Here is a 22159-nt window from a genome sequence, read left to right as displayed (position 1 = left end):
CCAAGTCTGAAGGGTATGCCGCTCACCGCACGGCTTGAAAAGAGCCGGAAGCAACCGATCCGGCGTCCAGCCCGGCCTTAGCCAAACGGCCGGTTAAGCCTCACGATTGCCCAGTTGAGCCAGGCAGCAAAGCTAACCCACAGCAGATAGGGCACGATCAGCTTCGCGGCGAAGGGCGAGATCGGCCAGAGGCCAACGACCAGCGCCACCAGCGAGGCCCAGAGGAACGGGACCTCGATCAAGGCCCAGTCCGGCCGCCGAAGCTTGAAGAACAGCGGGCTCCACAGGAGATGAAACAGCGCATTGGTGGCGAACAGGATCACGACACTCATGCGCGCCGCATCATCAACCGCCGCGTCCCACGCCGTCGCCGCAGACCACGCCGCCAGCCCCAGGATCACCGTCCATGCCGGCCCGAACAGCCAGTTCGGCGGCTGGAGCCCCGGCTTGCGCAAATTCGCATACCAGGGCCCGATCGGCGTCATCAGCCCGCCCACCACGGCGAGCGTTATCGCGCCGCCGGCTGCGACAAGGACAGGGATTGATAGCATGGGGAGGGGCCGATCGTGCGGGAGGGGCAATTTCCGGCACCGTGCCAGATTAGCGGTCGACGGGACAGGGGTATTCGGTTTCGCCGGGAATTCGACCTCAGGGCGTCTTCAAAACCACCCACGAAGGCTTGGAAGGATCGACATCGGCGCTCGTCAGCGGGCCTTCGCCGATGATCTGCACGATTACTGTCTCGTCGCTGTTTGAACCGTCCCAGTGCACGCCGCCGGCCGGGTGATACATGAAGCTGCCCGGCCCCAGCCGCAGGGCCTTTGCCGGATCGAAATCGGGTCCGGTTCCCGCGTACCAGTGGCCTTGCAGTACGGTCACATAGCGGTCGCGGCTGTGGCTGTGCGGGCGGTCCATCACGTGCGGCGGGAACTTGACCCGGATCACATAGGTCCCCGGCTGCGAGGGATTGCCCGCAATCAGCGCGCTTTCCACCCCGGGGGTGTCCGGCAAGGCCACCCAATGCACCTCTTCGGCCGGTACGATCCGGAAATCCGGCGGTGCGGCGCCGATCAGGAGGCCTGCAAGCGCGGTAAGGGCAAAAACACGCATCATGTCTGGTTCCTCGCTGGCCTGCGGCGATGGACGATCGCGGCAATGCCTCTCTGATGACACCGAACCGCCCCGCGACAAACCCTGTTTCGCCCTCGGCGTGCTGCCATTCTACCGGGGGGTTGGAAGCGCCAGGCGATACCCCACCGCCGGTTCGTTGACGATCAGGCCCTGCACCAAGGCTTCATGGATGACGTCGCCATTCCGCGCGATCTCGCCGCGGTGCCGCGCAGGCCGACATGATGTTCGAACCGCACCCAGCGCCATGAATACGCGCCCTCACCCCTCGCCTTTGGCGCCCGGTCAGGCTATCACGCGCACCATGGCCAGCCCTCGTTTCTTCATCATGCGCCACGGCGAGACGGTCTACAACGCCGCCCGCCGTCTCCAGGCGAACCACATCCACACGCCCCTTACCGCATTGGGGGTCGAGCAGGCGCTGGCGATGGGCCGGGCGCTGCGCGCGGAGCTTGGCCCCTCGCCTGCTGTCAGCTTGCACGTTTCGGAAACGGGCCGCGCGCTGCAGACCGCGGCGATGATCGCGCATGAGCTGGAGATCGACTGGTTCTCCGCCAAGCGCACCCATGATCTCAAGGAGATCGACATGGGTTCGTGGTGCGGCCGGCTTTACGATGATGTCGAGGCCGAAGTCGGCCCCATCGTCATCGCCGATCATCTCCTGCGCCCCGCGCCCGACGGTGAAGACTACCCGATGATCGCCGCGCGACTTGCGAACTGGCTTGCCGAAGTGGGCGATGCAGGCGGCGATCACGTCGTCGTCATGCACGGCATTTCCAGCCGTGTGCTGCGCGGGATAATGGCGGGCCACCCGATGCATCCCGAACTCGGCGCGCCCATTGCCCCCTCGCTGGTGCAGGGCTCGATCACGCTGGTCGAAGATGGCCGCGAAACGGTGCTGTTTGGCGCCGAGCGGGGCAGCGAGCACGCCTGATGGGCGAAGTCGTCAACCTGCGCCTCGCCCGCAAGGCCGCCGCGCGAAAGGCCAGGGAGGCAGAGGCCGCGACCAACCGCGCCGCGCATGGCCGCACGAGGGCCGAGCGGGAGGCAACCGGTGCGGAGGCCGCCCGCGCCGCTCGCCTGCTCGACGGCGCCCGGCGGGAACGGGAAGACTGATGCGCACGGTCAGCGAAAGCGTCAGCGTTCGGCTCTATCACCTCAGCGACGGCCCCGAAGGCGGCGCGGCTGAAACGCTGCTCTACGGCACTCTCGCCGACGCGCTCCACCTCGCCGCGCAGCAGGACGAGGATATCCAGGCCGGCCTGTTCATTGCGACCGACAACGACGTGGTCGCTTATCTCGATCTGGTCGATCCATGAAGCGGACCCTGATGGCAGCCGCGCTGCTTTGCGCCGCCCCCGCCGCCATGGCGCGCGACAGCCTCGGCATCTGGAACTCCTGGGGCGCCTTCGCCGATGCCGGGGTGCCGCGCTGCTACGCCATCGCCATGGCCGACAAGGTCGAGGGGCGCGAGAACGAGTTCCAGCCCTACTTCACTGTCGGCAACTGGCCACGGCGCGGCATGCGCGGCGAAGTCCACGTGCGCCTCTCGCGCCGCCTTGGCCCGGGCAGTGCGGTCACGCTATCGGTCGGAGGGCAACGCTTCGCGCTCGTCGCCGGTGCGGCCGATGCCTGGGCGGCGGACCGGCGGATGGATGCCGCCATCGTCGCCGCGATGCGCTCGGCCAGCACCATGACCGTCACCGCCCGCAGCGCCGCCGGCCGCGTGTTCAGCGATACCTACGTTCTCGCCGGAGCCGCCTCGGCCATGGACGCTGCACTCCTTGGCTGCGCCCAGAACTAGAAGAACCTAGAACCGCAGGCCGACTCCGCCGAGGAATTGCTGTCCGCGTACCGTCCGACCGTAGTCGGAATAGCGGTATTCAACGCGCACGAAAACGCGCTGCGTCACATCAAGCTCGCCGCCTCCACCCAACGTCCAGCCGCTGCCGTGGAAGGCGCGGCCTGTGTCATAAGTCACCTCGTGATAGGCATATCCGCCGCGCACGAAGCCGCGCAGACTGCTGGTCACCGGCACCGCAATTCGCACGGCGGCCGAGGCGAACACGCCCTGGTCGGCCTGGCGCGAACCGACAAGCTGCGAGGCGCTCGAGCCGCCAAGGTCACCCTCGACGCCCACGATCACCGGACCGAGCCGCCAGTCGTAGCCGAGCTGCCCGCCAAGGTAGAGCCCATCGCTCGCCCCGCTGCCTGGTGCGGCATCGGTGCGCTCGACACCGGCAAGCGCAGTGGTGCGCAGTCCTGTGGGATCGGCAAGCGCGGGCGACGCACCGGCGAGAAAGAGGACGGCAGCGGCAAGGGCGGTGCGGAACATGAAACAGGAACCTTGGCAAAATGGAACTGCTGCCTTGTTCGCCCCGACCACGCCGCGCGTTACACCGCCACAGTTTCGCCCCTGTTTGCGCAGGCGCCCGCTTGGCCCTATATGCGCGCGATGCAGATAGTGCCGATGCCGATCCCGGGACACATCGATCCCGTGCCCGTCCCTCGTGACGTGACCCCGCGTGCCGACGGGCGGGTGGACCTCATCGGGCTCGGTCGCGCACAGATTGGCGCGCTGCTGGGCGAAGCGGGACTCGATGCCAAGGCTGCCAAGCTGCGCGCCAAGCAGGTGTTCCACTGGCTGTATCATCGCGGCGTGACCGAATTCGAAGCGATGACCGATATCGCCAAGACCATGCGCCCCTGGCTGGCGGAGCGCTTCGTGATTGGCCGGCCCGATGTGGTCGAGGCGCAGGTTTCGAATGACGGCACGCGCAAATGGCTGCTGCGAACCGCCGATGGCCACGATTTCGAGATGGTGTTCATCCCTGATGCCACGCGCGGCACGCTCTGCGTCTCGAGCCAGGTTGGCTGCACTCTGAACTGCCGTTTCTGCCACACCGGCACGATGCGCCTCGTGCGCAATCTGACGCCGGGCGAGATCGTCGGCCAGGTCATGCTCGCCCGCGACGTGCTGGGCGAATGGCCGCGCGGCTCGATGGCCGGGCTAGATTTCGATGACGGGGATGACGAGGAAGCGACCGATTACACCCCCGACGGGCGCCTCCTCACCAACATCGTCATGATGGGCATGGGTGAGCCGCTCTACAATTTCGACCACGTCCGCGATGCACTCAAGGTGGTGATGGACGGCGACGGGCTCGCGCTCTCGAAGCGCCGCATCACGCTTTCGACCAGCGGCGTGGTGCCGATGATGGCCCGCGCGGGCGAGGAGATCGGCGTCAATCTTGCCGTGTCGCTCCATGCCGTGACCAAGGACGTGCGCGACGAGATCGTGCCGATCAATCGCAAGTACGGGATCGAGGAACTGCTGCAGGCCTGCGCGGACTATCCCGGCGCTTCGAACGCAAGGCGCATCACATTCGAGTACGTGATGCTGAAGGACAAGAACGACCGGGACAGCGACGCGCACGAGCTTGTCCGCTTGCTGCGCCAGTTTGATCTGCCCGCCAAGGTGAACCTCATCCCGTTCAATCCCTGGCCCGGTGCGCCCTATGAATGCTCCACGCCGGAGCGGATCAAGCGATTTGCCAAGATCGTGTTCGATGCGGGGATTTCCGCGCCCGTCCGCACCCCGCGCGGCCGGGATATCGATGCCGCCTGCGGACAGCTCAAGACCGCGGCCGAACGCAAGAGCCGCGCCGAACTCGACCGGCTTGCCGAGGAAAAGCAGGCTGCTCTCGGCTAGAGACCTCAGGGTTTCCGCCGGAACGCCGCGTTTCATCGCACCCTCACGACGTCCTGTCGCCTTTGCGGCCGCGTTCATGCTGGGTTGGGCCTGCACCTTGCAGCGTTGTCCGGCACATGCAGCCGACCCGGCTGCAAACCCGAAAGGATCCCCGCCCATGAACAAGTTCATCATGGCAGCCGCCCTCTCCGCAGCCGCGCTTGGCGCAGCGCCTGCCCTCGCCGATCCGCCCTCATGGGCGCCCGCCCATGGCCGCCGTGCCCACAACGCACAGTACGACCAGCAAGGCCGCTATGTGCAGCCCCGCCCGATCTCACAGAACGACCGGGTCTGGCGTGGCCGCGACGGGCGCTACTACTGCAAGCGCAGCAACGGTACGACCGGCCTCGTCATCGGCGCGGTCGGCGGGGCGCTGGTCGGCCGAACGATCGACACGCGCGGCGACCGCACAGCCGGGACGCTCCTTGGCGCCGTCGGCGGCGCGCTGCTCGGCCGCGAAATCGACCGCAGCAGCTCGCGTTGCCGCTGAAGCATGGGTCTTATGCGGCGCGTGGCTTGCCCGCGCCGCAACAGCGCGCCATAGCCCTGTACAGAGATCAACCGGTCAACGAGGTCCTGTCCATGTCCATGGTTCTGCTCGATGCCGCTCTGCGCCGCCTGGTCAAGCAGGGTACCCTCATTCTCACGGAGGCCTCCGGGCGCCAACGCCGTTATGGCACGGCGACCCCGGGCTGGCCCGATCTGGGCCTGCGCCTCCACGATGCGCGCGTTCCCGGCGCAATCGCCCGCAATCCCAGCCTGGGCATGGCCGAATGCTTCATGGATGGCCGCGTCACGATCGAGAACGGCGACATCATGGATTTCGTCGGCTTCATCCGCCGCAACAATCCGTGGGACAAGGGCGGAGACCTCGACAACCTCAATCTGTTCGACAAGGCGCGAGTGGCGATCACCGGCCGGCTCGACCAGATCAACCAGCGCCGCTCCTCGAAGCGCAATGTAGCGCACCACTACGATCTCGATGACCGGCTCTACGATCTCTTCCTCGATCCCGCGCGCCAGTATTCCTGCGCCTATTGGGACGAAGGCATCACGACGCTGGAAGAGGCGCAGCTCGCCAAGATGGACCACATCGCGGCCAAGCTCGATCTGAAGCCCGGCATGCGTGTGCTTGATATCGGCTGCGGCTGGGGCGGGCTTGCGCTTCATCTCCACAAGATCTCGGGCGCGGCGATCCACGGCATTTCGCTCAGCAAGGAGCAGATCGGCTATGCCAAGGCCTGGGCGGAGCGCGAGGGCGTGGCCGACAAGGTGACCTTCAGCCTGACTGACTACCGCGACGAAGCCGGTCCCTATGACCGCATCGTCTCGGTCGGCATGTTCGAGCATGTCGGTGTGCCCAATTACGAAACCTTCTTCCGCAAGTGCCATGATCTGCTCAGCGAAGACGGGGTCATGCTGCTCCACACCATCGGCCGCGCCGGGCCGCCCAACATCACCGACGACTTCACCCGCAAGTACATTTTCCCCGGCGGCTACATCCCCTCATTGAGCGAGACGATGCGCGGGATCGAGCCGTGCAAGCTCATGCTGACCGACTGCGAGATCCTTCGCCGCCACTATTCGCTCACCCTGCGCGAATGGTACAAGCGCTGCGCCGAGCAGGAAGAGACCATCACCCGCATCTACGACGCGCGCTTCTTCCGCATGTGGCAGTTCTATCTGGCCGGCGCGGCGACGGGCTTCGAGCATGCCGATCTGGTGAACTTCCAGCTGCAGATCGTGCGCAATCGCGATGCTCTGCCGCTGACGCGCAACTACATCAACGCGGCCGAACTCGGCTACCGCTCGGCACGGCAGAGCTAGGTAGGCCTCGCCGGTCAAGCGGTGGTGCGGGTTTCGTCCCCTTGCGGGACCTTTCCCGGAATTGCCGCGCACGGAGATAGCCCGCCTGTCGCAAGGTGAGACATCTCCGCGCGCCGCGCCTCGAACAGATTGTTGCAATCGGCCGCGCTGGCACCAACGATCCCGCGCATTGCTTCGCCATGAAAGATTGACCGATGCCCCGCTCGTCGTCCGTTGCCGTTCCGCATCGTGTTCTTGCCGCCGCAGCCCTGACTGGTCCTGTTCACGTCGCGCCCGGCATCGATTACCGGCTCGGCCGAAACGCCACCGATCTTGTCGTCACCGACGGCGACGCCGCTGGGCGCCGCGCCATGCTCACCGGCAATGCGCTTGGCAACACGATCACCGGCAGCCTCACGGATGAGACGATCCGCGGGCTCGACGGCAACGATACGCTGGTCGGCAATGGAGGCCGTGATATCCTGATTGGCGGCCGAGGCAACGATACTCTGGTCGGCGGCGACGCGGCTGACCGGCTTTCAGGCGGCGACGGCAATGATGTGCTCGTCGGCGGGAATGGCAACGACGTGCTGTCCGGCGGCGATGGCAACGACGTGCTGGCAGGCGGCGCGGGCCGCAACCGTCTGGACGGCGGTGCCGGCAACGATGACTTCTCCTCGGATGGCCCTGCGCGCGTCACCGGCGGCGGCGGGATCGATCATTTCCAGAATGGCACCGCCGGAAGCTGGCGGTTCATCTATACGTCGGCAGCGGATTCGACGCCCGGTGCGCTCGATGTCTACGACAACTTCCGCGCCTATGACCCTGCCCACCCGCGCGGGCACGACCTGATCGATCTGTCCGCCGTCGATGCAGACAGCACGAAGGCCGGTACCCAGCACTTCACGCTCGTCGCGGGTCCCACCGGCGAGGCCGGCGAGCTCTGGCTTCTGCGCGGCTTCATCGGCGCCGGGGAAGACGGCTACGCGTTCAGCTGGATCAGTGGTGATGTGAACGGCGACGGCGTGGCCGATCTGGAGATCCGCGTCCCCACCATCATCGGGCTCGAAAACCTGATCCTCTGAGCTTGGGGCGCTTCAAGGCCAGCCGGGCGGTTGCGCGCGCGCGGCGGCCCTGCTAGCCGCCGCGGCAATCCTTGCACCTGACCACGGGAAGTGCCGCCATGTCCGATATCAAGCGCGTCGTCCTCGCCTACTCGGGCGGTCTCGATACCAGCGTCATCCTCAAGTGGCTGCAGGTGACCTATGGCTGCGAGGTGGTGACCTTCACCGCCGATCTCGGCCAGGGCGAAGAACTCGCCCCTGCCCGCGCCAAGGCCGAGCTGATGGGCGTGAAGCCCGAGCACATATACATCGACGACCTGCGCGAGGAATTCGTGCGCGATTTCGTGTTCCCGATGATGCGCGCCAATGCCCGCTATGAAGGCGATTACCTCCTCGGCACCTCGATCGCCCGCCCACTCATTTCCAAGCGCCTGATCGAGATTGCCCGCGAAACCGGCGCCGACGCCGTCGCGCACGGCGCCACCGGCAAGGGCAACGACCAGGTGCGCTTCGAGCTTTCGGCCTATGCGCTGGAGCCGGGCATCAAGGTGATCGCCCCGTGGCGCGAATGGGACCTCACAAGCCGCACCGCGCTCATCGCCTGGGCGGAAGAGCACCAGATCCCGGTGCCCAAGGACAAGCGCGGCGAAAGCCCGTTCTCGACGGACGCGAACCTCCTCCACACCTCGTCCGAGGGCAAGGTGCTCGAGGATCCGTGGCAGGAGACGCCGGACTACGTTTACAGCCGCACCGTCAATCCCGAGGACGCGCCGGACGAGCCCGAATACATCACCATCGACTTCGAGAAGGGCGACGGCACCGCGCTCAATGGCGAGGCGATGTCGCCCGCCACGCTGCTTGCCGCGCTCAACGAGCTGGGCCGCAAGCATGGTATCGGCCGGCTCGATCTCGTCGAAAACCGCTTCGTCGGCATGAAGAGCAGGGGCATGTACGAAACCCCGGGCGGCGAGATCTATGCCCGCGCGCACCGCGGCATCGAAAGCATCACGCTTGATCGCGGCGCGGCGCACCTCAAGGACGAGCTGATGCCCAAGTACGCCGAGCTCATCTACAACGGCTTCTGGTTCAGCCCGGAGCGCGAGATGCTGCAGGCCGCGATCGACCACAGCCAGGCGCGGGTGAACGGCACCGTGCGCCTCAAGCTCTACAAGGGCCAGGCCTCGGTCGTCGGCCGCAAGTCGGCGGACAGCCTCTATTCCGAGCGCCACGTGACCTTCGAGGACGACGCCGGCGCCTACGATCAGAAGGACGCTGCGGGCTTTATCAAGCTCAACGCGCTCCGGCTGCGGTTGCTGGCGCAGCGGGGGCGGTAAGAGGAAGAGGGTTCTCGCAGAGACGCAGAGGAAGCAGAGACCGCAGAGAGTAGCGCCGCAGGCCCCCACAAGGGCGGCCGCTGTCGGCCATTGAAGCGGAAAATCCGGCACACCCTCTTTGCGCCCTCTGCTTCCTCTGCGCCTCTGCGAGAACCCCTTCCCCCGCTCAAACCGAATCGTCACAAATCTAAAACAAAGCCAATTCCGCAGCTTGCGAAGTTGTCCACCAGCAAGTGTGCTGCCTGTGGATAACTTCGCATTTTACTGCTTGTGCGACTCACCTCCGAAGCGCAGCATCTGTCTTGTCGAGAGGGAAACGAAGCCTGAGAAAAGCGCCGCAAGGCACTGATTTAAGGGCGGAAATTTCTCGATCGGATCGGAACGGAAAGTTTGCGATGAAACCATTTCCAGCGTGCTGAGGCGCGCTCTGGAAGAGGCGAAATGCAAGCCGGAAGGACCGGTTCCGGATGCCGGAACGGCGTCCCGAAGCAAGGCTGATGCGGCAAGGCCGATGGTCGCAAGACCGGGGGCGAAGCCGGCAGAGGCGGACGCGAGGGGCAGCACGCCGAGACGCGCGGAAGGGCCCTTTTTCCCCTTGGGGGATCCGTCCGAAGGCAAGGCGCGAAAGCGAGGAGCCAGAGGGAGCGGTGCCCGAAGGAGCGCAAGAAGGCAACACGCCAGCAGCAGCGGCAAACGCGGCAACGCGGGAGCGGCGGCAACGGCACCAGCGACTGCCAGGCCCATGCGGTCAGGAACTGCGGACGCCGCAGTACCAGGCGCCCGGACAGGAACGGCAAGCCCGCCCAGCGGGACGGCCGGGAATGAAAGGCAGACCGGACGAACCCTTCCCGCAAGGTGGGGGCTCTGAAGGGCAGGGAACGGCGGATGGACGCGGTGAGCTCAGGCGCTGGAAAGCCAGAGTGCCAGCAGCGGCGACAGTGGGGGCCGGCAGCAATGCCGGCCCCCATTTGGTTTTGGGGCCCAGGCTGGCGGCGCGGAGTTGTCGCGGCGGCGGGGGGTTGACACGGTTGACACGGTCCAGAGGACAAAATGTCAGCCCCCGCGTGGCCCCTGCGGCCCTGCCGAGGCGGGGCGCGGAATGGCGGATTTGCGTTGGATTCGCGGGGCATGCGGGCCTCATGCCGCAAGGTGGTGGTTGTAGGACAGCGGTTTATAAATAACAGACGTGTCTGTTATTTATGGGGCGGGGTGTGGCGGTATGGGGGTCGACCAATTTTGGGACTTTGCGGCCGCTTCCAACCGTCATTTCGATCGGCAGATCCTGCCAGATGCCGACATTGAGCAGATGCCAAGCACTTTTGATTGACGGTCGCCTTCAAGGCAATTGCATGATCGTCCCACCGCCCGCGCTGTAATCCCGCACCCAGCCCGGCGTATCGACATCGCCTGCCGGCAAGTGGACGACCGATTGCGCTCCAGCAAAAGTCACCCGCACACGCGCGGCTGTCAACGATCCGGCCACTTTCACGCGGCCGATTCCTGCACCGGACACAATCGAGACGCCCGTACCTGCCACTGTCGGATAGACATGGCCGGTCCCATCAGGCTCGACCGCCAGCGATGCACCTTCGTCAACCCCCACACCGATCAGCGGCGGGGCATCTGCCGGGCGGCTCGCCTGGGCCTTGGCGATGAAGGCAAAGAGGCGGCCGAGCCGGTTACGCTCGGTGAAGTGGCTGTCGGTGATCACGCCTTTGAGCAGATCGAGGTGGAGGAAATCCGTCTCGATCGTGGTGCGCTTGCCATAGGGATCGGCAAGGCCCTCGGGTCCGGTCAGGCTATGTCCGTCCATGCAGCCATAAAGATATTCGCCCAGCATCGCGAGGCCGGCGCTCGTCCCTGCCAGCGGCTTGCCCGCGCGGACATGGGCGTCGAGCGCTTCGGCAATCGGCGTGCCCCGCCAGCGCCGTACATAGCGGGCCTGGTCGCCGCCCGCGATGAACACGCCGTCTGCCTTGCGCAGAGCCTCCAGCAAGCGCTTGTTGTAGGAGGCTGAGCGGCGATGCGTGACGAACGTCTCGGCCGAGAGCACGCCACCGAGTTCGCTGTAGAACTCGGTGCTGGCCTCGCCGTGGAGCGAGGCGCGCAGGATCACGATATGGCCGTGCCCCGCCTTGGCGATAAACCAGCGCATCGCGTCTATATCATGATCGCCGCCGCCCATCAGCAGCAGACCGCCCGAAACCGGCGCGGGGGCGGAGCCGGTTGGATCGCCTTCGAGATAGACCTCGAGCACCTTCGCGCGCGCCGAGTCTGCGGGGGCAAGCACAATGCCCGACAAGGCCATCGCCGCGATCCATAGTCCCTTGTCCACGATATCCCCCCTCAATCCCTCGCGCATCCCCCTCGCGGCATAGAGCGGCATGCCCGCCAAAGCCACCCGTCGGCAAGGCGCTTTTCGGGGTTGAGCCGGGCGTGGAAGACGCTACCAAGGGTTAGGGAGCGTCAAACAGGGGGGATAGCATGACTGGATTTCACGGGCGGAGGCTTGCCCTCGCGCTTTGTTTTGCCACCACGGCCATGGCCCTGCCGGACCTTGCACGGGCGCAGCAGGTCACCCCTGCGCCGGATGCCGCCACAACCGGCAATCTATCCGCCAATCCTGCCAGCGAGATCATCGTCACCGGTTCCCGCATACCGCGCATCGCCAAGGAAGGCCCCGCACCGGTCACCGTGTTCACCGCGCAGTCGATCCGCGACAGCGGCTATGCCACTGTGCCCGATATCCTGCGCGCGCTCACATCGAATGGCGGCGAAACGCAGAGCCAGCAATCCTTCAGCGGCGCCAGCTTCACCCCCGGCGCGCAGCAGGTCGATCTGCGCGGCCTCGGCCCTAATCACACACTGGTGCTCGTCAACGGCCGCCGCATCGCCGATTTCCCGCTGCCCTATCAGGGCCGCAGCAACTTCACCGATATCTCAAACCTCCCGGTCGGCCTGATCGACCAGATCGAGGTCCTCAGCGGCAGCGCCTCGGCGATCTACGGGTCGGACGCGATCGCCGGCGTGATCAACTTCAAACTGGCAAAGTCGGTAGACGGTATCACGCTCGATTACCGCTATGGCAATACCGAGCATGGCGGCGGCGCATCACACCGCTTCACCGCGAGTGGAGGCGTAACCTCGGGCGATTTCCACCTCGTCGGCGGGGTCGAATATCAGAAGCAGCTGCCGCTCTGGGCCTATCAGCGCAGCATTCAGGACAGCACGGCCGACAACCCCACCACCGCCCAGCCGCTCGCCCGGCGCGTGTTCCTGCGCTACAATCCCGATGCCGACGAATACGTCGATCCCGGCAAGGCCACGTGCGACCGGCTCTCCGGTCTGAACGGTGGCTCGACATACTACGCCTCGCGCCCGCGCTACGGCGCCTATGACGATGCACTGGGCGATTATGGCCCCGGCTATTTCTGCGGCAGCAACACCTCGATCGGCTATGGCACGATCATCTCGCGGCGCGAGGGTTTCAACACCTTCCTTTCGGCCGGGCTCGATCTGTCGGAGAAAGCCAACCTCTTCCTCGATGCGCAGTTCGGCGTCAGCCGGGTCGAACTCATGCCCGACGTCCAGAAGTGGTCCTATCAGGACGCTGCCGGCAGCAACGATTCCACGTTCTACAACGCCTTCAGCAGTGGGCTCGATGATTGGTCGCGCCAGTTCACGCCCGAGGAATCGGGCGGCTTTGCCCGCACCATGACGAAGAACCGCCAGCAGACCTTCAGCATCACCCCCGGCATTCGCGGCAAGCTCAAGGGCTGGGACTACGAACTCGCTTTCAACCACAGCGAATACAAATCCGTGGTTGAATTCCCGGAGGTCATCGCCACCAAGGCCAACGCGCTGTTCCTAGGCAAGCAGATCGGCGTGGATGCAGATAGCGGCTATCCGATCTTCAATGCCGATCCGGCCCGGCTCTACCGTCCGCTGACGCGCGCCGAGTATGACAGCATCGCGGTCTACAGCGTCTACAACCCGCGCAGCTACAACGACAATTTCTCGGTTACGCTGACCAACGGGGCGCTGTTCCACCTCCCCGCAGGCCCCGTCGGCGTGGCGCTGATCGGCGAGGCGGGCAAGCAGGGCTACGATCTCAAGCCCGATCCCAAAGCGCTCACCACCTATTACTACGGCCTCAAGGACAGCGACGGCAAGGGCACCCGCACGCACTGGGCGCTGGGGGGCGAGGTGCGCGTTCCGGTGGCGAAGTTCCTCGAGCTTTCGGGCGCCGGACGCTACGACCGGTTCGCCTTTGCCGGCAGCCGCATCGGCAAGTTCACCTGGAACGCGGGCGCAGAGCTCAGACCGATGCAGTCGCTGCTGCTGCGCGCCGCCTATGGCACCGGCTTCCGCGCCCCTGACCTGCACTATGTGTTTACCGGCCCCGGCAACACCCACCCTTCGGCCAACGACTACTACCTCTGCCGCACCGAGGAGCCCGATACCGATATCGGCGATTGCAGCTATGCCGATACCGGCATCGTCGCCAACCGCAATGGCAACCGCGCGCTGCAGCCGGAAACCAGCAAGTCGCTGAACGCCGGTGTGGTCTTCGCGCCGGTGCGCAACATCGACATTTCGGTCGATTACTTCCGCGTGCAGCTCGACAACCAGGTACAGGATCTCAGCATTGATACCCTGCTGCGCACCGAAGCGGATTGCCGCATCGGCACCACGCAATCGGGCAAGCCGGTCGATGCCACATCGCCCACCTGCCTCGATGCCATCGCGCGCATCAAACGCTTTTCGGGCGGCGCGCTCACCGGGCAGATCGATTCCGTCGCGATCAATCCCGTCAACGTCGCGCGCGAGCGCACCAGCGGCATCGATATCGCGCTACACGCCCGCCTGCCCACCGAACGCTTCGGCACTTTCGCGTTGTCAGCCTCGCACACCCACGTGTTCGATCACACTTTCATCCAGTATCCGGGCGATCCCACCATCAACAAGTTCGCCTTCGACAGCGGCTACGACATCCCGCGCGACAAGAGCACCGCGAGCATCGCATGGACCTACGAGAAGGCCAAGTGGACGATCGAGGGCCGCCGCCTCGGCAAGCTGCCCAACTATGACGAGGACGCCTACATCCGCGCGAGCTATCTGTTCAACACCACGTTCCAGTATGATTTCACCGATCACGTGCGCGCCTCGTTCACCATGACCAATCTGTTCGACCAGATGCCGGTGCGCGATCCGACGTATGCCAGCTATCCCTATTACGACATCAGCTGGTTCGACAGCACGGGGCGCAGTTTCTACCTCCAGCTCACATGGAAGCTCGGTGGTAAGGCGCTGTAGGACGATGCCATCAGCCCCCGCGGGCTCAACGCACATGTCTTGCGCCATAGGGCCACGACGCCAGTGATCGCGGTCAGCCGTAAAAGCGGTACAGGACAGTTCAGTTGGCGCCGGTTATGGGCTGCTGATCATTCGGCGGCTTCCGTCAGAAGTGGACATCCAAGGTGGCTAGTCCAAATGGCCGATTGTGGTCGCAAGCCGCCATACCCCTCCGACCCGCTTCGCGGGCCACCTCCCCATTTGTGCTTCGCAAAAATGGAGAGGGATTTTGGGGTGCGAGGGCGGTGGCCCTTGCCCGCCGGAGGCTCTTGTTCTGGTTGGTTTTCTTCCGATGGTTTGGCTTTCGCGGAACGCCACCACCCCCAACCCCCTCCTCTGAAGAGGAGGGGGCTTGAGGCCCCCCCTATTTCGCCGCCGGCTCCTTCAGCATCCCGTGGCGGCGCAGCACATCGCGCAGTTGGTCGTGCGGGAGGGCGGAGACGGTCCAGTAGTCGGCGCCGGTCATCGTCTTGGCGGCGATCATGGCGTTTACGACTGATTCTTCGACGCCCTGGATGGTGGCTTCGAACAGGGGGTTGAGCGCGGCGCTGCGCAGGCGCTCGATGGGTGCGGGTTTTTCGGTGCCTTCGGCCCAGTTGCCGTCGTCGGCGCCGGGGTTGGCGGTGGAGAAGGCGATGAAGATATCGCCCGAGCCGTCGGATTCGATGGCGCCGAGGCGGCCGAGGCCGACCGAGGCGCGGCGGGCGAGGCGTTTGAGTTGTTCGGCGGTGAGCGGGGCGTCGGTGGCGATCACGATGATGATCGAGCCGCGGTGCTCTTCGGTGGGGGCATCGGCGATGGCGACGCGCTTGGGATCGCAGAGTTTGGCGGTCATGCCGAACAGCTGTTGCGGGGGCGAGGTGAGCTTGGTGACGCAGCGCGGCTGCAGCGTCATCTCGCGCGCGACGGGGATGCCGGCGACGCGCAGGCCGTTGGCAGAGCCGTAGTTGCACTGGACGAGGACGCCGACCGTGTAGCCGCCCTCCGCTGCCGCGAGCTTGCGCGAGGCGGTGCCGGTGCCGCCCTTGAAGCCGTTGCAGACCATGCCGGTGCCGCCGCCGACATTGCCTTCGGCGATGGGGCCGGATCTGGCGCTGTCCAGCGCGTCGAGCGTATCCTGCGCGGTGACGTGCTGGCCGGCCATGTCGTTGAGCGGGACATCGGCGGTTTCGGCGGAGACGGGATACCAGAAGAAGCCTTTGCGGTGCTGCGCGAGCCAGGCGAAGGTGGCATCGCGCACCACGCCGACGCTGCCGGTGCCGGTGATCGTGATCGGCGTTTCGAGCACGCCGCTTTCCTCGATCCAGTGCGTGCCGGTCATGTCGCCATTGCCGTTGCCCGCGAAGTAGCCGGCGAAGACGGCGCGGCCATCGGCCTTGCCGCGCGGCAGGATCGCGGTGACGCCGGTGCGGACGGGGCCCTTGCCTTTGACGAGCGGGCCATCACCGGAAATCAGCGTCTTCATGCCGACTTCGACGCCGGCGACATCGGTGATGGCGTTGAGCGGCCCGGGGGTGCCGTCGAAGGGAACGCCCAGATCGCGCGCGCGGGGCGATGGGTCTTCGGCCAAGGCAGGCATGGCGCCGAGCCCGAGTGCGAGTGCGAGAGCCGCGAAACCTGCCTTCATGCTTGTTCCCTTCGAGCGGGTAGCCTCACCCCTTGGTCAACTGTCCGCGCACCGCGCCGCCGGGGAAGTCTGCGGTGTGGATGTTCACGTAGAAGCCCGCAGGGTTGGCAACGATGGGCTTCAGCTTGTCGGGTTCGACCGCGATGCACATGTCGCTGCCCTTGCCGGTGACGTCCATGGTGATGACGGGGCCGCCGTTTGTGCCGGCGGCGCCGGTGTGCACGTGCGCCATGGTGGGGGCGGCAATCTTCTCGCCGTAGAGCGTGTAGCAGAAGTCGCCGGTTTCGGTGTTGATCTCGACGCGGAAGGCACCGTTGCCATCAGGGGCGCCGCCGCCGACTTCGTTGGCGCCGGAGAGGTTGGCGGTGAGCACCACCGTCTCTGCCGCGGCGGCGACGGGGGCGAGCGCGAGGGCGGCGGCGCTTGCGGTGAGGATCAGGGATCTGGTCATGGCATCATCTCCTGTGATGGCGCGCTCTCGGCGGCGTTTGACTCGGCGCCGGGCTTTGCCTGTGGGGCGATCCTACGCCTCGCTGGCGGGGGTGCAAGATAAAGGGGTTTCTCGCAGAGACGCAGAGGAAGCAGAGGGCCCAGAGAGGTTGCTCCTTGCGGCGCAGCCGCGCGTGATTTTCAACCAGCTGGCAAGAAAGCTGGCTGGCGCGGCGCCTTTGCGCTCTCTGCTTCCTTTGCGCCTCTGCGAGAAACCAATTCAGAAGCTCTTGGGCAGGCCGAGCACGTGGGTGGCGACGTGGCTGAGGATCAGGTTCGAGGAGATCGGAGCGACCTGATAGAGGCGGGTTTCGCGGAACTTGCGTTCGATGTCGTATTCCTCGGCAAAGCCGAAGCCGCCGTGGGTCTGGACGCACATGTCTGCCGCGAACCATGAGGCTTCGGAGGCGAGGAGCTTGGCCATGTTGGCCTCGGTGCCGGCGCCCTCGCCCGCATCAAAGCGTGCGGCGGCATCGGCGACCATCTGGGCGGCGGCGGTGGTCTGGATATAGGCGCGGGCGATGGGGAACTGGACGCCCTGGTTCTGGCCGATGGGGCGGCCGAAGACGGAGCGCTCCTTGGCGTAGGCGGTGGCGCGGTCGATGAAGAAGCGGGCGTCGCCGATGCATTCGGAAGCGATGAGGATGCGTTCGGCGTTCATGCCGGAGAGGATGTAGCGGAAGCCCTCGCCTTCCTTGCCGATGAGGTTTTCCGCAGGGACCGAGAGATCATCGAAGAACAGTTCGGTCGTGGCGTGGTTGAGCATGGTGCGGATCGGGCGGATGGTGAGGCCATTGCCCAAGGCCTCGCGCATGTCGACGAGGAGGACGCTCATGCCCTCGGTCGGCCTCGCGCAGTCGTCGCGCGGCGTGGTGCGCACGAGGAGGACCATGAGATCGGAATGTTCGGCGCGGCTGATCCAGATCTTCTGGCCGTTGACGATGTAGCGATCGCCGTCGCGGCGGGCGAAAGTGGTGAGCCGGGTGGTATCGGTGCCGCTGGTGGGTTCGGTGACGCCGAAGGCCTGGAGGCGCAGATCGCCGCGCGCGATGGCGGGGAGGTAGCGGTCCTTCTGGGCCTGCGAGCCGTGGCGCAGGAGGGTGCCCATGGTGTACATCTGCGCGTGGGCGGCGCCGCCGTTGCACCCCGAACGGTGGACTTCCTCGAGCACGGCGGTCGCCGCCGAGAGGCCGAGGCCGGAGCCGCCGTAGCTTTCGGGAATCAGGACGGAGAGCCAGCCTTCCTCGGCCAGCGTGGTCACGAATTCGGTGGGGTACTTGCGGTCCCGGTCGAGCGCTTGCCAGTAGCTGCCGGGAAAGCGCGCGCAAAGCTTGCGCACCGCTTCGCGCAGGTCTGCAAAGGTTTCGTCTTCGGCCATCGCTCAGCTCTCCCGCAAACGCTTGTGGGGCATGGCTATTGCCTGCCTTTCAGGCGCCGTAAAGCGGGTCCTGAGGTGCAAATGTGCTAGTGGCAGGGACTCTCTTCGTCACCCCGGGCTTGACCCGGGGTCCCGCTTTTGGCCCCGCGCCGGCGAAACGAAGCGGCGCCCCGGATCAAGTCCGGGGTGACGAGATGGTGAGGCGTGTCCTTTAGTGCCCGCCGAGGCGGCTGCGTTCGCGGCGGAGATAGACGTAGAGCATGATGAACACGGGCACGATCACCATGGCGGCGAACAGATCGTGCTCCACGTGCACGCCGAAGAGGGACAGGCCGCCGCTGAGATAGGCAAGGAGCGAGACGGCGTAGTAGGTGATGGCGACCGTCGAGAAGCCTTCAACGAGATGCTGGAGGCGAAGCTGCGTGCGCGTGGCGCTTTCCAGGGACTTCAGAAGCTGCGCGTTCTGATCCTCGATCCGCGTCTCGATCCGGGTGCGCAGCAGCGAAGTTAGCTGGGCGGAGCGCTCGGCGAGTTCCTGCTGGCGGCGCACCACCGTCTCGCAGGTGCGGATCGCGGGGTGGAAGCGGCGCTGGGTGAAATCGGCGAGGCTGGCGAAACCGGGGATCGCGACAGGCGCGAGAGTTGCGAGGCGTTCGTCGACCAGCCGGGCATAGGCGGCGGTTGCGCTCAGACGGTAGCGCGAATCGCTGGCGATGGCGCCGAGCTCCAAGGACATCGCGCAGAGCGCATCGAGCAGTTCGTTGTCGGATGTATCCGCCGAATCGAGCCGGCGGCCGAACGCGCGCAGCTCCTCCTCGGCGGCATCGAGCTTGCCCCAGCACTGGCGCGCGACCGGCAGGCCGAGCAGCGCCATGTTGCGATAGTTGCCCAGTTCCTGAAGCGATTGCACAGCGCGGGCAAGATCGACCGGGCCCAATTGGCCCGCCGCGACGACCAGCCGGCCATAGCCTTCGTCCTTGATCCGGAAGTCGGAGCTGAGCCGTGCGCCGCCGCCGAAATCGCAGCAGACGAGTTCCGCCGGATCGACTTCGAATTGGGCCATGCGTGCCGCCGCCGCCGCCGCATCGGCCTCGATATCAATGAGCGTTGCGCGCAGCACTTCGCCCGGCGCGCTTTCCGCCCAAGCGCGGGCTTCGCCGAGCAATGGCGCATCGGGGCGGGCGAAGACCGTCAGCGTGGTCGCTTCGCTGTGCCGCTCCCACGTGAAAAGCAGGCCGTCCGCCAGAATGCCCTGCATATGGCGCTGGCCGGGTTCAGCGGCAAAAGCAGGGCCGTCGCGAAAGGGTGGCAGGCCTTCAGACGCACCGAGCCGCAGGATCTGGACAATCGTCATCGGCGGGGAAATCGGCGGCCAGCGGCGCAAATGCATTTCGCCGACGATCTCGCGCCGGAGTTTGTGCTCGTTCAACATGACTTCAAGCACTCCCTTCCGGCCGCGAGCGGTGTGGGCATAGTCTTTCACAGCACACTTGCTGTTACAAGGCGCATAGTCCAGATTGCTTGACACTATGAACCGCTTCCCCTTCTCCGCCATCGTCGCGCAAGACGAAATGAAGCAGGCCCTGCTGCTGGCCGCTGTCGATCCCGCCATCGGAGGCGTGATGGTCTTCGGCGACCGTGGGACCGGAAAATCGACGGCGGCGCGCGCGCTTGCCGCGATCCTGCCGCCAATCACCGCAGTGGAGGGCTGCCGCTTCGGCTGCGCCCCGCAGGATGCGGGCACTTGTCCAGATCCCTGTACATCGAAGCGCACGGCAAAGCGCGCGGTGCCGTTCGTCGATCTGCCGCTGGGCGCGACGGAGGACCGGGTGATCGGTGCGCTCGATCTCGAGCGCGCGCTGCGTTCGGGCGAAAAGCGCTTCGAGCCGGGGCTGCTCGCGAAGGCGCACCGGGGCTTTCTCTATATCGACGAGATCAATCTGCTCGAGGATCACCTCGTCGATCTGCTGCTCGATGTTGCCGCCTCGGGCGAGAATCTGGTGGAGCGCGAGGGGCTTTCGGTGCGGCACAAGGCGAAGTTCGTGCTGATCGGCAGCGGCAATCCGGAAGAGGGCGAGCTCAGGCCGCAGCTGCTCGACCGGTTCGGCCTTTCGGTCGAGGTGCGCACGCCGCAGACGCTTGATGCCCGCGTCGAGATCATGCGCCGATGCGCTTCGCACGAGCGCGATGCGGCGGCCTTTTGCGAAGAGTGGGCCCCGGCGGATGCCAAGATCGTGCGGCGCATCGCGCGCGGGCGCGCCCGGCTGCCCGAAGTCGAGACGCCGGACGAGGTGCTCTATGATGCCTCGCGCCTGTGCATGGCCTGCCGCGCCGATGGCTTGCGCGGGGAGCTCACGCTGATGCGCGCAGCGCGCGCCCTGGCTGCGCTTGAGGGCGCCAAGACGGTGCAGCGCAAGCACGTGATCGCGGTCGCCCCGATGGCGCTGCGCCACCGCCTGCGCCGCGATGTGCTGGATGAGACCGGATCGACCACCCGGATCGAACGCGCGGTGGTCGAGGTCTTCGGATGACAGCTCCGCCCGCGCCGCCCGCCGCAGAAGATGCGGCGCTGGCGCTGCGCGCCTTTGCACTCTGGCCGGCGGGCTTCGGCGGGCTCTGGCTGCGCGGCCCCGGCCCGGCGCGCGATGCTCTGGTCGAGCGTCTGGGAAGCGCTGTGCGGCTGAGGCGCATGCCCGCACATATCGACAGCGAGCGACTCCATGGCGGGATCGACCTTGCCTCCAGCCTCGCCGCCGGACGCAGCGTGGCGCGCACCGGCTTTCTCGACGAGGCGCGCGGCAGCGTCGTGGTCGCGCCGCTGGCGGAGCGGATCACTCCGGCGCTGGCAGGCAGTGTGGCGCAGGCGCTGGATCAGGCGGAACCTGCTGCACGCTTTGGCCTTGTGCTGCTCGACGATGCGGCGGAGCGCGACGAAGCGCCGCCACCCAGCCTGACGGAACGGCTCGCGTTCGCCTGCGATCTTGGCGAGGCCTCGCCCGCAGGCTTCACCCAGGCGGACCTCCCCGAGCCGATCACGTCGCCCGCCGAGATACCGGCGTGCAGCGCCGAAGGGCTGGAGGCACTTGCCATGGTCTCGCTCGCGCTGGGCGTCGATTCGGGGCGCGCGCTGCGCTTTGCCGCGCTGACGGCGGGTGCCAGCGCGCATCTGGCGGGACGCAAGGTGGTGAACGAGAGCGACCTTGCCGTTGCCGCCCGCCTGGTCCTTGCCCCGCGCGCGACGCGGCTGCCTCCGCCTCCGCCCGACAGTGAGGAAGCGCCGCCTCCTCCCCCTCCCCCGCCGCCGCCTGAGGGCGAGCCCGACAATCCGGGTGACGAGAACCGCGAGGACAGCGGCACGCCCGATCCCGACCAGCTGATCGAAGCCGCCGCCGCCGCGATTCCGCCCGGCCTGCTCGAGGCCATCGCAGCCGGACGCACCCGGCGCGGCTCGGGCAGTGGCGGCGGCGCGCGCCACCTTTCGCCCTTGCGCGGCCGCCCGCTCGCCGCCCGGCAGGGCCTGCCGCGCGGCGGGGCCCGGCTGGCGCTGATTGATACCTTGCGTGCGGCCGTTCCCTGGCAGGCCTTGCGGCGCGAGCCGGGTGTGACGCGCAGCGGCCTAAGGATCATGAAGGACGATGTGCGGGTGCGCCGGTATGAGGCTCGCAGCGCATCGGTCACGATCTTTGCCGTCGATGCCTCGGGCTCGGCGGCGTTCGCGCGGCTGGCGGAAGCGAAGGGCGCGGTCGAACTGCTGCTGGCGCAGGCCTATGTGAAGCGCACCGAAGTCGCTCTGGTTGCGTTCCGGGGCAGTGAAGCGCAACTGCTCCTGCCGCCGACGCGCTCGCTCACCCGCGCACGGCGCGCGCTGACCGAATTGCCCGGCGGAGGCGGAACCCCGCTTGCCTCGGGGCTCTCGCTCGTCTGCACGCTCGGCACCGGGCTGCTGCGCCGGGGGTATACGCCGCTGCTCGTGGTCCTCACCGACGGGCGCGGCAATATCGCGCTGGATGGCAGCACCAACCGCGCCGCCGCCACCGAAGATGCTGCCAAGGCCGCGCGCGCGATCGCTGCGGCCCGGCTTTCCGGCGTGGTGATCGACATTTCACCCCGCCCCCGCCCCGAAGCCGCCGCCATCGCCGCCGCGATGCAGGCACGCTACCTGCCCTTGCCGCAAGCGAGCGCCAAAACGCTCAGCAAGGTGATCGGAGCCCTGACGTGAGCACCCGG

Annotated in this window: 21 protein-coding genes; 12 read left to right on the top strand and 9 right to left on the bottom strand. The window is 66.5% G+C overall.

Annotation, left to right across the window (positions count from 1 at the left end):
• Positions 1–77: 77 nt before the first annotated feature.
• Complete coding sequence (locus WCL10_RS09095) at positions 78–551, bottom strand: TspO/MBR family protein (protein ID WP_336895313.1); 474 nt, start codon at positions 549–551, stop codon at positions 78–80.
• A gap of 97 nt (positions 552–648) precedes the next feature.
• Positions 649–1113: a cupin domain-containing protein gene (locus WCL10_RS09090; protein ID WP_336895312.1), complete on the bottom strand. Its 465-nt coding sequence runs from the start codon at positions 1111–1113 to the stop codon at positions 649–651.
• 319 nt (positions 1114–1432) lie between these two features.
• Between WCL10_RS09090 and WCL10_RS09085 the strand changes: the two genes are divergently transcribed.
• The 4 genes from WCL10_RS09085 to WCL10_RS09070 are packed head-to-tail and all read left to right on the top strand — an operon-like array spanning position 1433 to position 2932.
• Complete coding sequence (locus tag WCL10_RS09085; protein ID WP_336895311.1) at positions 1433–2062, top strand: histidine phosphatase family protein; 630 nt, start codon at positions 1433–1435, stop codon at positions 2060–2062.
• On the top strand, positions 2062–2244 hold the full coding sequence (locus WCL10_RS09080) for a DUF4169 family protein (protein WP_336895310.1): 183 nt from the start codon (positions 2062–2064) through the stop codon (positions 2242–2244). Before WCL10_RS09085 ends, WCL10_RS09080 begins: the two co-directional genes overlap by 1 nt.
• On the top strand, positions 2244–2447 hold the full coding sequence (locus tag WCL10_RS09075) for a hypothetical protein (protein WP_336895309.1): 204 nt from the start codon (positions 2244–2246) through the stop codon (positions 2445–2447). The genes WCL10_RS09080 and WCL10_RS09075 overlap by 1 nt, the downstream gene beginning before the upstream one ends.
• Complete coding sequence (locus tag WCL10_RS09070) at positions 2444–2932, top strand: invasion associated locus B family protein (RefSeq protein ID WP_336895308.1); 489 nt, start codon at positions 2444–2446, stop codon at positions 2930–2932. Before WCL10_RS09075 ends, WCL10_RS09070 begins: the two co-directional genes overlap by 4 nt.
• 6 nt (positions 2933–2938) lie before the next feature.
• Here WCL10_RS09070 and WCL10_RS09065 read toward each other — a convergent pair whose 3' ends face one another.
• Complete coding sequence (locus tag WCL10_RS09065) at positions 2939–3463, bottom strand: outer membrane beta-barrel protein (RefSeq protein WP_336895307.1); 525 nt, start codon at positions 3461–3463, stop codon at positions 2939–2941.
• 111 nt (positions 3464–3574) lie between these two features.
• Here WCL10_RS09065 and rlmN point away from each other — a divergent pair, with 111 nt between their 5' ends.
• From rlmN to WCL10_RS09040, 5 genes are all read left to right on the top strand, one after another.
• Entirely contained in the window at positions 3575–4840 is a 1266-nt protein-coding gene (gene rlmN, locus WCL10_RS09060) for a 23S rRNA (adenine(2503)-C(2))-methyltransferase RlmN (protein ID WP_336895306.1), read from the top strand.
• 157 nt (positions 4841–4997) lie between these two features.
• On the top strand, positions 4998–5369 hold the full coding sequence (locus tag WCL10_RS09055) for a glycine zipper 2TM domain-containing protein (RefSeq protein WP_336895305.1): 372 nt from the start codon (positions 4998–5000) through the stop codon (positions 5367–5369).
• Positions 5370–5467: 98 nt separating this feature from the next.
• Entirely contained in the window at positions 5468–6706 is a 1239-nt protein-coding gene (locus WCL10_RS09050; protein ID WP_336895410.1) for a cyclopropane-fatty-acyl-phospholipid synthase family protein, read from the top strand.
• Positions 6707–6900: 194 nt separating this feature from the next.
• Positions 6901–7770, top strand: coding sequence for a calcium-binding protein (locus tag WCL10_RS09045; RefSeq protein WP_336895304.1), 870 nt, complete (start codon positions 6901–6903; stop codon positions 7768–7770).
• Between the two features lie 98 nt (positions 7771–7868).
• On the top strand, positions 7869–9083 hold the full coding sequence (locus tag WCL10_RS09040; RefSeq protein ID WP_336895303.1) for an argininosuccinate synthase: 1215 nt from the start codon (positions 7869–7871) through the stop codon (positions 9081–9083).
• Between the two features lie 261 nt (positions 9084–9344).
• Here the strand turns inward: WCL10_RS09040 and WCL10_RS09035 are convergent, their stop codons facing one another.
• Together WCL10_RS09035 and WCL10_RS09030 are read right to left on the bottom strand one after the other, a co-directional pair.
• Positions 9345–9827, bottom strand: coding sequence for a hypothetical protein (locus WCL10_RS09035; RefSeq protein ID WP_336895302.1), 483 nt, complete (start codon positions 9825–9827; stop codon positions 9345–9347).
• A 592-nt stretch (positions 9828–10419) separates the two neighbouring features.
• The gene (locus tag WCL10_RS09030) at positions 10420–11418 is read right to left on the bottom strand and encodes a cyanophycinase (RefSeq protein WP_336895301.1); all 999 of its coding nucleotides are present in this window, start codon (positions 11416–11418) and stop codon (positions 10420–10422) included.
• A gap of 206 nt (positions 11419–11624) precedes the next feature.
• Here WCL10_RS09030 and WCL10_RS09025 point away from each other — a divergent pair, with 206 nt between their 5' ends.
• Entirely contained in the window at positions 11625–14399 is a 2775-nt protein-coding gene (locus tag WCL10_RS09025; protein ID WP_336895300.1) for a TonB-dependent receptor, read from the top strand.
• 403 nt (positions 14400–14802) lie between these two features.
• Here WCL10_RS09025 and WCL10_RS09020 read toward each other — a convergent pair whose 3' ends face one another.
• From WCL10_RS09020 to WCL10_RS09005, 4 genes are all read right to left on the bottom strand, one after another.
• Entirely contained in the window at positions 14803–16065 is a 1263-nt protein-coding gene (locus WCL10_RS09020) for a P1 family peptidase (protein WP_336895299.1), read from the bottom strand.
• 25 nt (positions 16066–16090) lie between these two features.
• Complete coding sequence (locus WCL10_RS09015; RefSeq protein ID WP_336895298.1) at positions 16091–16516, bottom strand: CHRD domain-containing protein; 426 nt, start codon at positions 16514–16516, stop codon at positions 16091–16093.
• 258 nt (positions 16517–16774) lie between these two features.
• The gene (locus WCL10_RS09010; RefSeq protein WP_336895297.1) at positions 16775–17932 is read right to left on the bottom strand and encodes an acyl-CoA dehydrogenase family protein; all 1158 of its coding nucleotides are present in this window, start codon (positions 17930–17932) and stop codon (positions 16775–16777) included.
• 211 nt (positions 17933–18143) lie between these two features.
• Positions 18144–19361, bottom strand: coding sequence for a DUF3422 domain-containing protein (locus tag WCL10_RS09005; RefSeq protein WP_336895296.1), 1218 nt, complete (start codon positions 19359–19361; stop codon positions 18144–18146).
• A 100-nt stretch (positions 19362–19461) separates the two neighbouring features.
• Here WCL10_RS09005 and bchI point away from each other — a divergent pair, with 100 nt between their 5' ends.
• Together bchI and WCL10_RS08995 are read left to right on the top strand one after the other, a co-directional pair.
• On the top strand, positions 19462–20463 hold the full coding sequence (gene bchI, locus WCL10_RS09000; RefSeq protein WP_336895295.1) for a magnesium chelatase ATPase subunit I: 1002 nt from the start codon (positions 19462–19464) through the stop codon (positions 20461–20463).
• Entirely contained in the window at positions 20460–22151 is a 1692-nt protein-coding gene (locus WCL10_RS08995) for a magnesium chelatase subunit D (RefSeq protein WP_336895294.1), read from the top strand. Before bchI ends, WCL10_RS08995 begins: the two co-directional genes overlap by 4 nt.
• Positions 22152–22159 lie beyond the last annotated feature (8 nt).

This window comes from Novosphingobium sp., assembly GCF_037133355.1.
Classification (GTDB): Bacteria; Pseudomonadota; Alphaproteobacteria; order Sphingomonadales; family Sphingomonadaceae; genus Novosphingobium.
The sequence above is the reverse complement of the archived record's forward strand: the minus strand, read 5'-3'. Positions and strand labels throughout refer to the sequence as shown.

Excerpts from the sequence above, each read along its gene's own strand:
- WCL10_RS09095 (WP_336895313.1), bottom strand. The coding sequence starts at position 551 with ATGCTATCAATCCCTGTCCTTGTCGCAGCCGGCGGCGCGATAACGCTC.
- WCL10_RS09090 (WP_336895312.1), bottom strand. The coding sequence starts at position 1,113 with ATGATGCGTGTTTTTGCCCTTACCGCGCTTGCAGGCCTCCTGATCGGC.
- WCL10_RS09085 (WP_336895311.1), top strand. The coding sequence starts at position 1,433 with ATGGCCAGCCCTCGTTTCTTCATCATGCGCCACGGCGAGACGGTCTAC.
- WCL10_RS09080 (WP_336895310.1), top strand. The coding sequence starts at position 2,062 with ATGGGCGAAGTCGTCAACCTGCGCCTCGCCCGCAAGGCCGCCGCGCGA.
- WCL10_RS09075 (WP_336895309.1), top strand. The coding sequence starts at position 2,244 with ATGCGCACGGTCAGCGAAAGCGTCAGCGTTCGGCTCTATCACCTCAGC.
- WCL10_RS09070 (WP_336895308.1), top strand. The coding sequence starts at position 2,444 with ATGAAGCGGACCCTGATGGCAGCCGCGCTGCTTTGCGCCGCCCCCGCC.
- WCL10_RS09065 (WP_336895307.1), bottom strand. The coding sequence starts at position 3,463 with ATGTTCCGCACCGCCCTTGCCGCTGCCGTCCTCTTTCTCGCCGGTGCG.
- rlmN (WP_336895306.1), top strand. The coding sequence starts at position 3,575 with ATGCGCGCGATGCAGATAGTGCCGATGCCGATCCCGGGACACATCGAT.
- WCL10_RS09055 (WP_336895305.1), top strand. The coding sequence starts at position 4,998 with ATGAACAAGTTCATCATGGCAGCCGCCCTCTCCGCAGCCGCGCTTGGC.
- WCL10_RS09050 (WP_336895410.1), top strand. The coding sequence starts at position 5,468 with ATGGTTCTGCTCGATGCCGCTCTGCGCCGCCTGGTCAAGCAGGGTACC.
- WCL10_RS09045 (WP_336895304.1), top strand. The coding sequence starts at position 6,901 with ATGCCCCGCTCGTCGTCCGTTGCCGTTCCGCATCGTGTTCTTGCCGCC.
- WCL10_RS09040 (WP_336895303.1), top strand. The coding sequence starts at position 7,869 with ATGTCCGATATCAAGCGCGTCGTCCTCGCCTACTCGGGCGGTCTCGAT.
- WCL10_RS09035 (WP_336895302.1), bottom strand. The coding sequence starts at position 9,827 with ATGGGCCTGGCAGTCGCTGGTGCCGTTGCCGCCGCTCCCGCGTTGCCG.
- WCL10_RS09025 (WP_336895300.1), top strand. The coding sequence starts at position 11,625 with ATGGCCCTGCCGGACCTTGCACGGGCGCAGCAGGTCACCCCTGCGCCG.
- WCL10_RS09020 (WP_336895299.1), bottom strand. The coding sequence starts at position 16,065 with ATGAAGGCAGGTTTCGCGGCTCTCGCACTCGCACTCGGGCTCGGCGCC.
- WCL10_RS09015 (WP_336895298.1), bottom strand. The coding sequence starts at position 16,516 with ATGACCAGATCCCTGATCCTCACCGCAAGCGCCGCCGCCCTCGCGCTC.
- WCL10_RS09010 (WP_336895297.1), bottom strand. The coding sequence starts at position 17,932 with ATGGCCGAAGACGAAACCTTTGCAGACCTGCGCGAAGCGGTGCGCAAG.
- bchI (WP_336895295.1), top strand. The coding sequence starts at position 19,462 with ATGAACCGCTTCCCCTTCTCCGCCATCGTCGCGCAAGACGAAATGAAG.
- WCL10_RS08995 (WP_336895294.1), top strand. The coding sequence starts at position 20,460 with ATGACAGCTCCGCCCGCGCCGCCCGCCGCAGAAGATGCGGCGCTGGCG.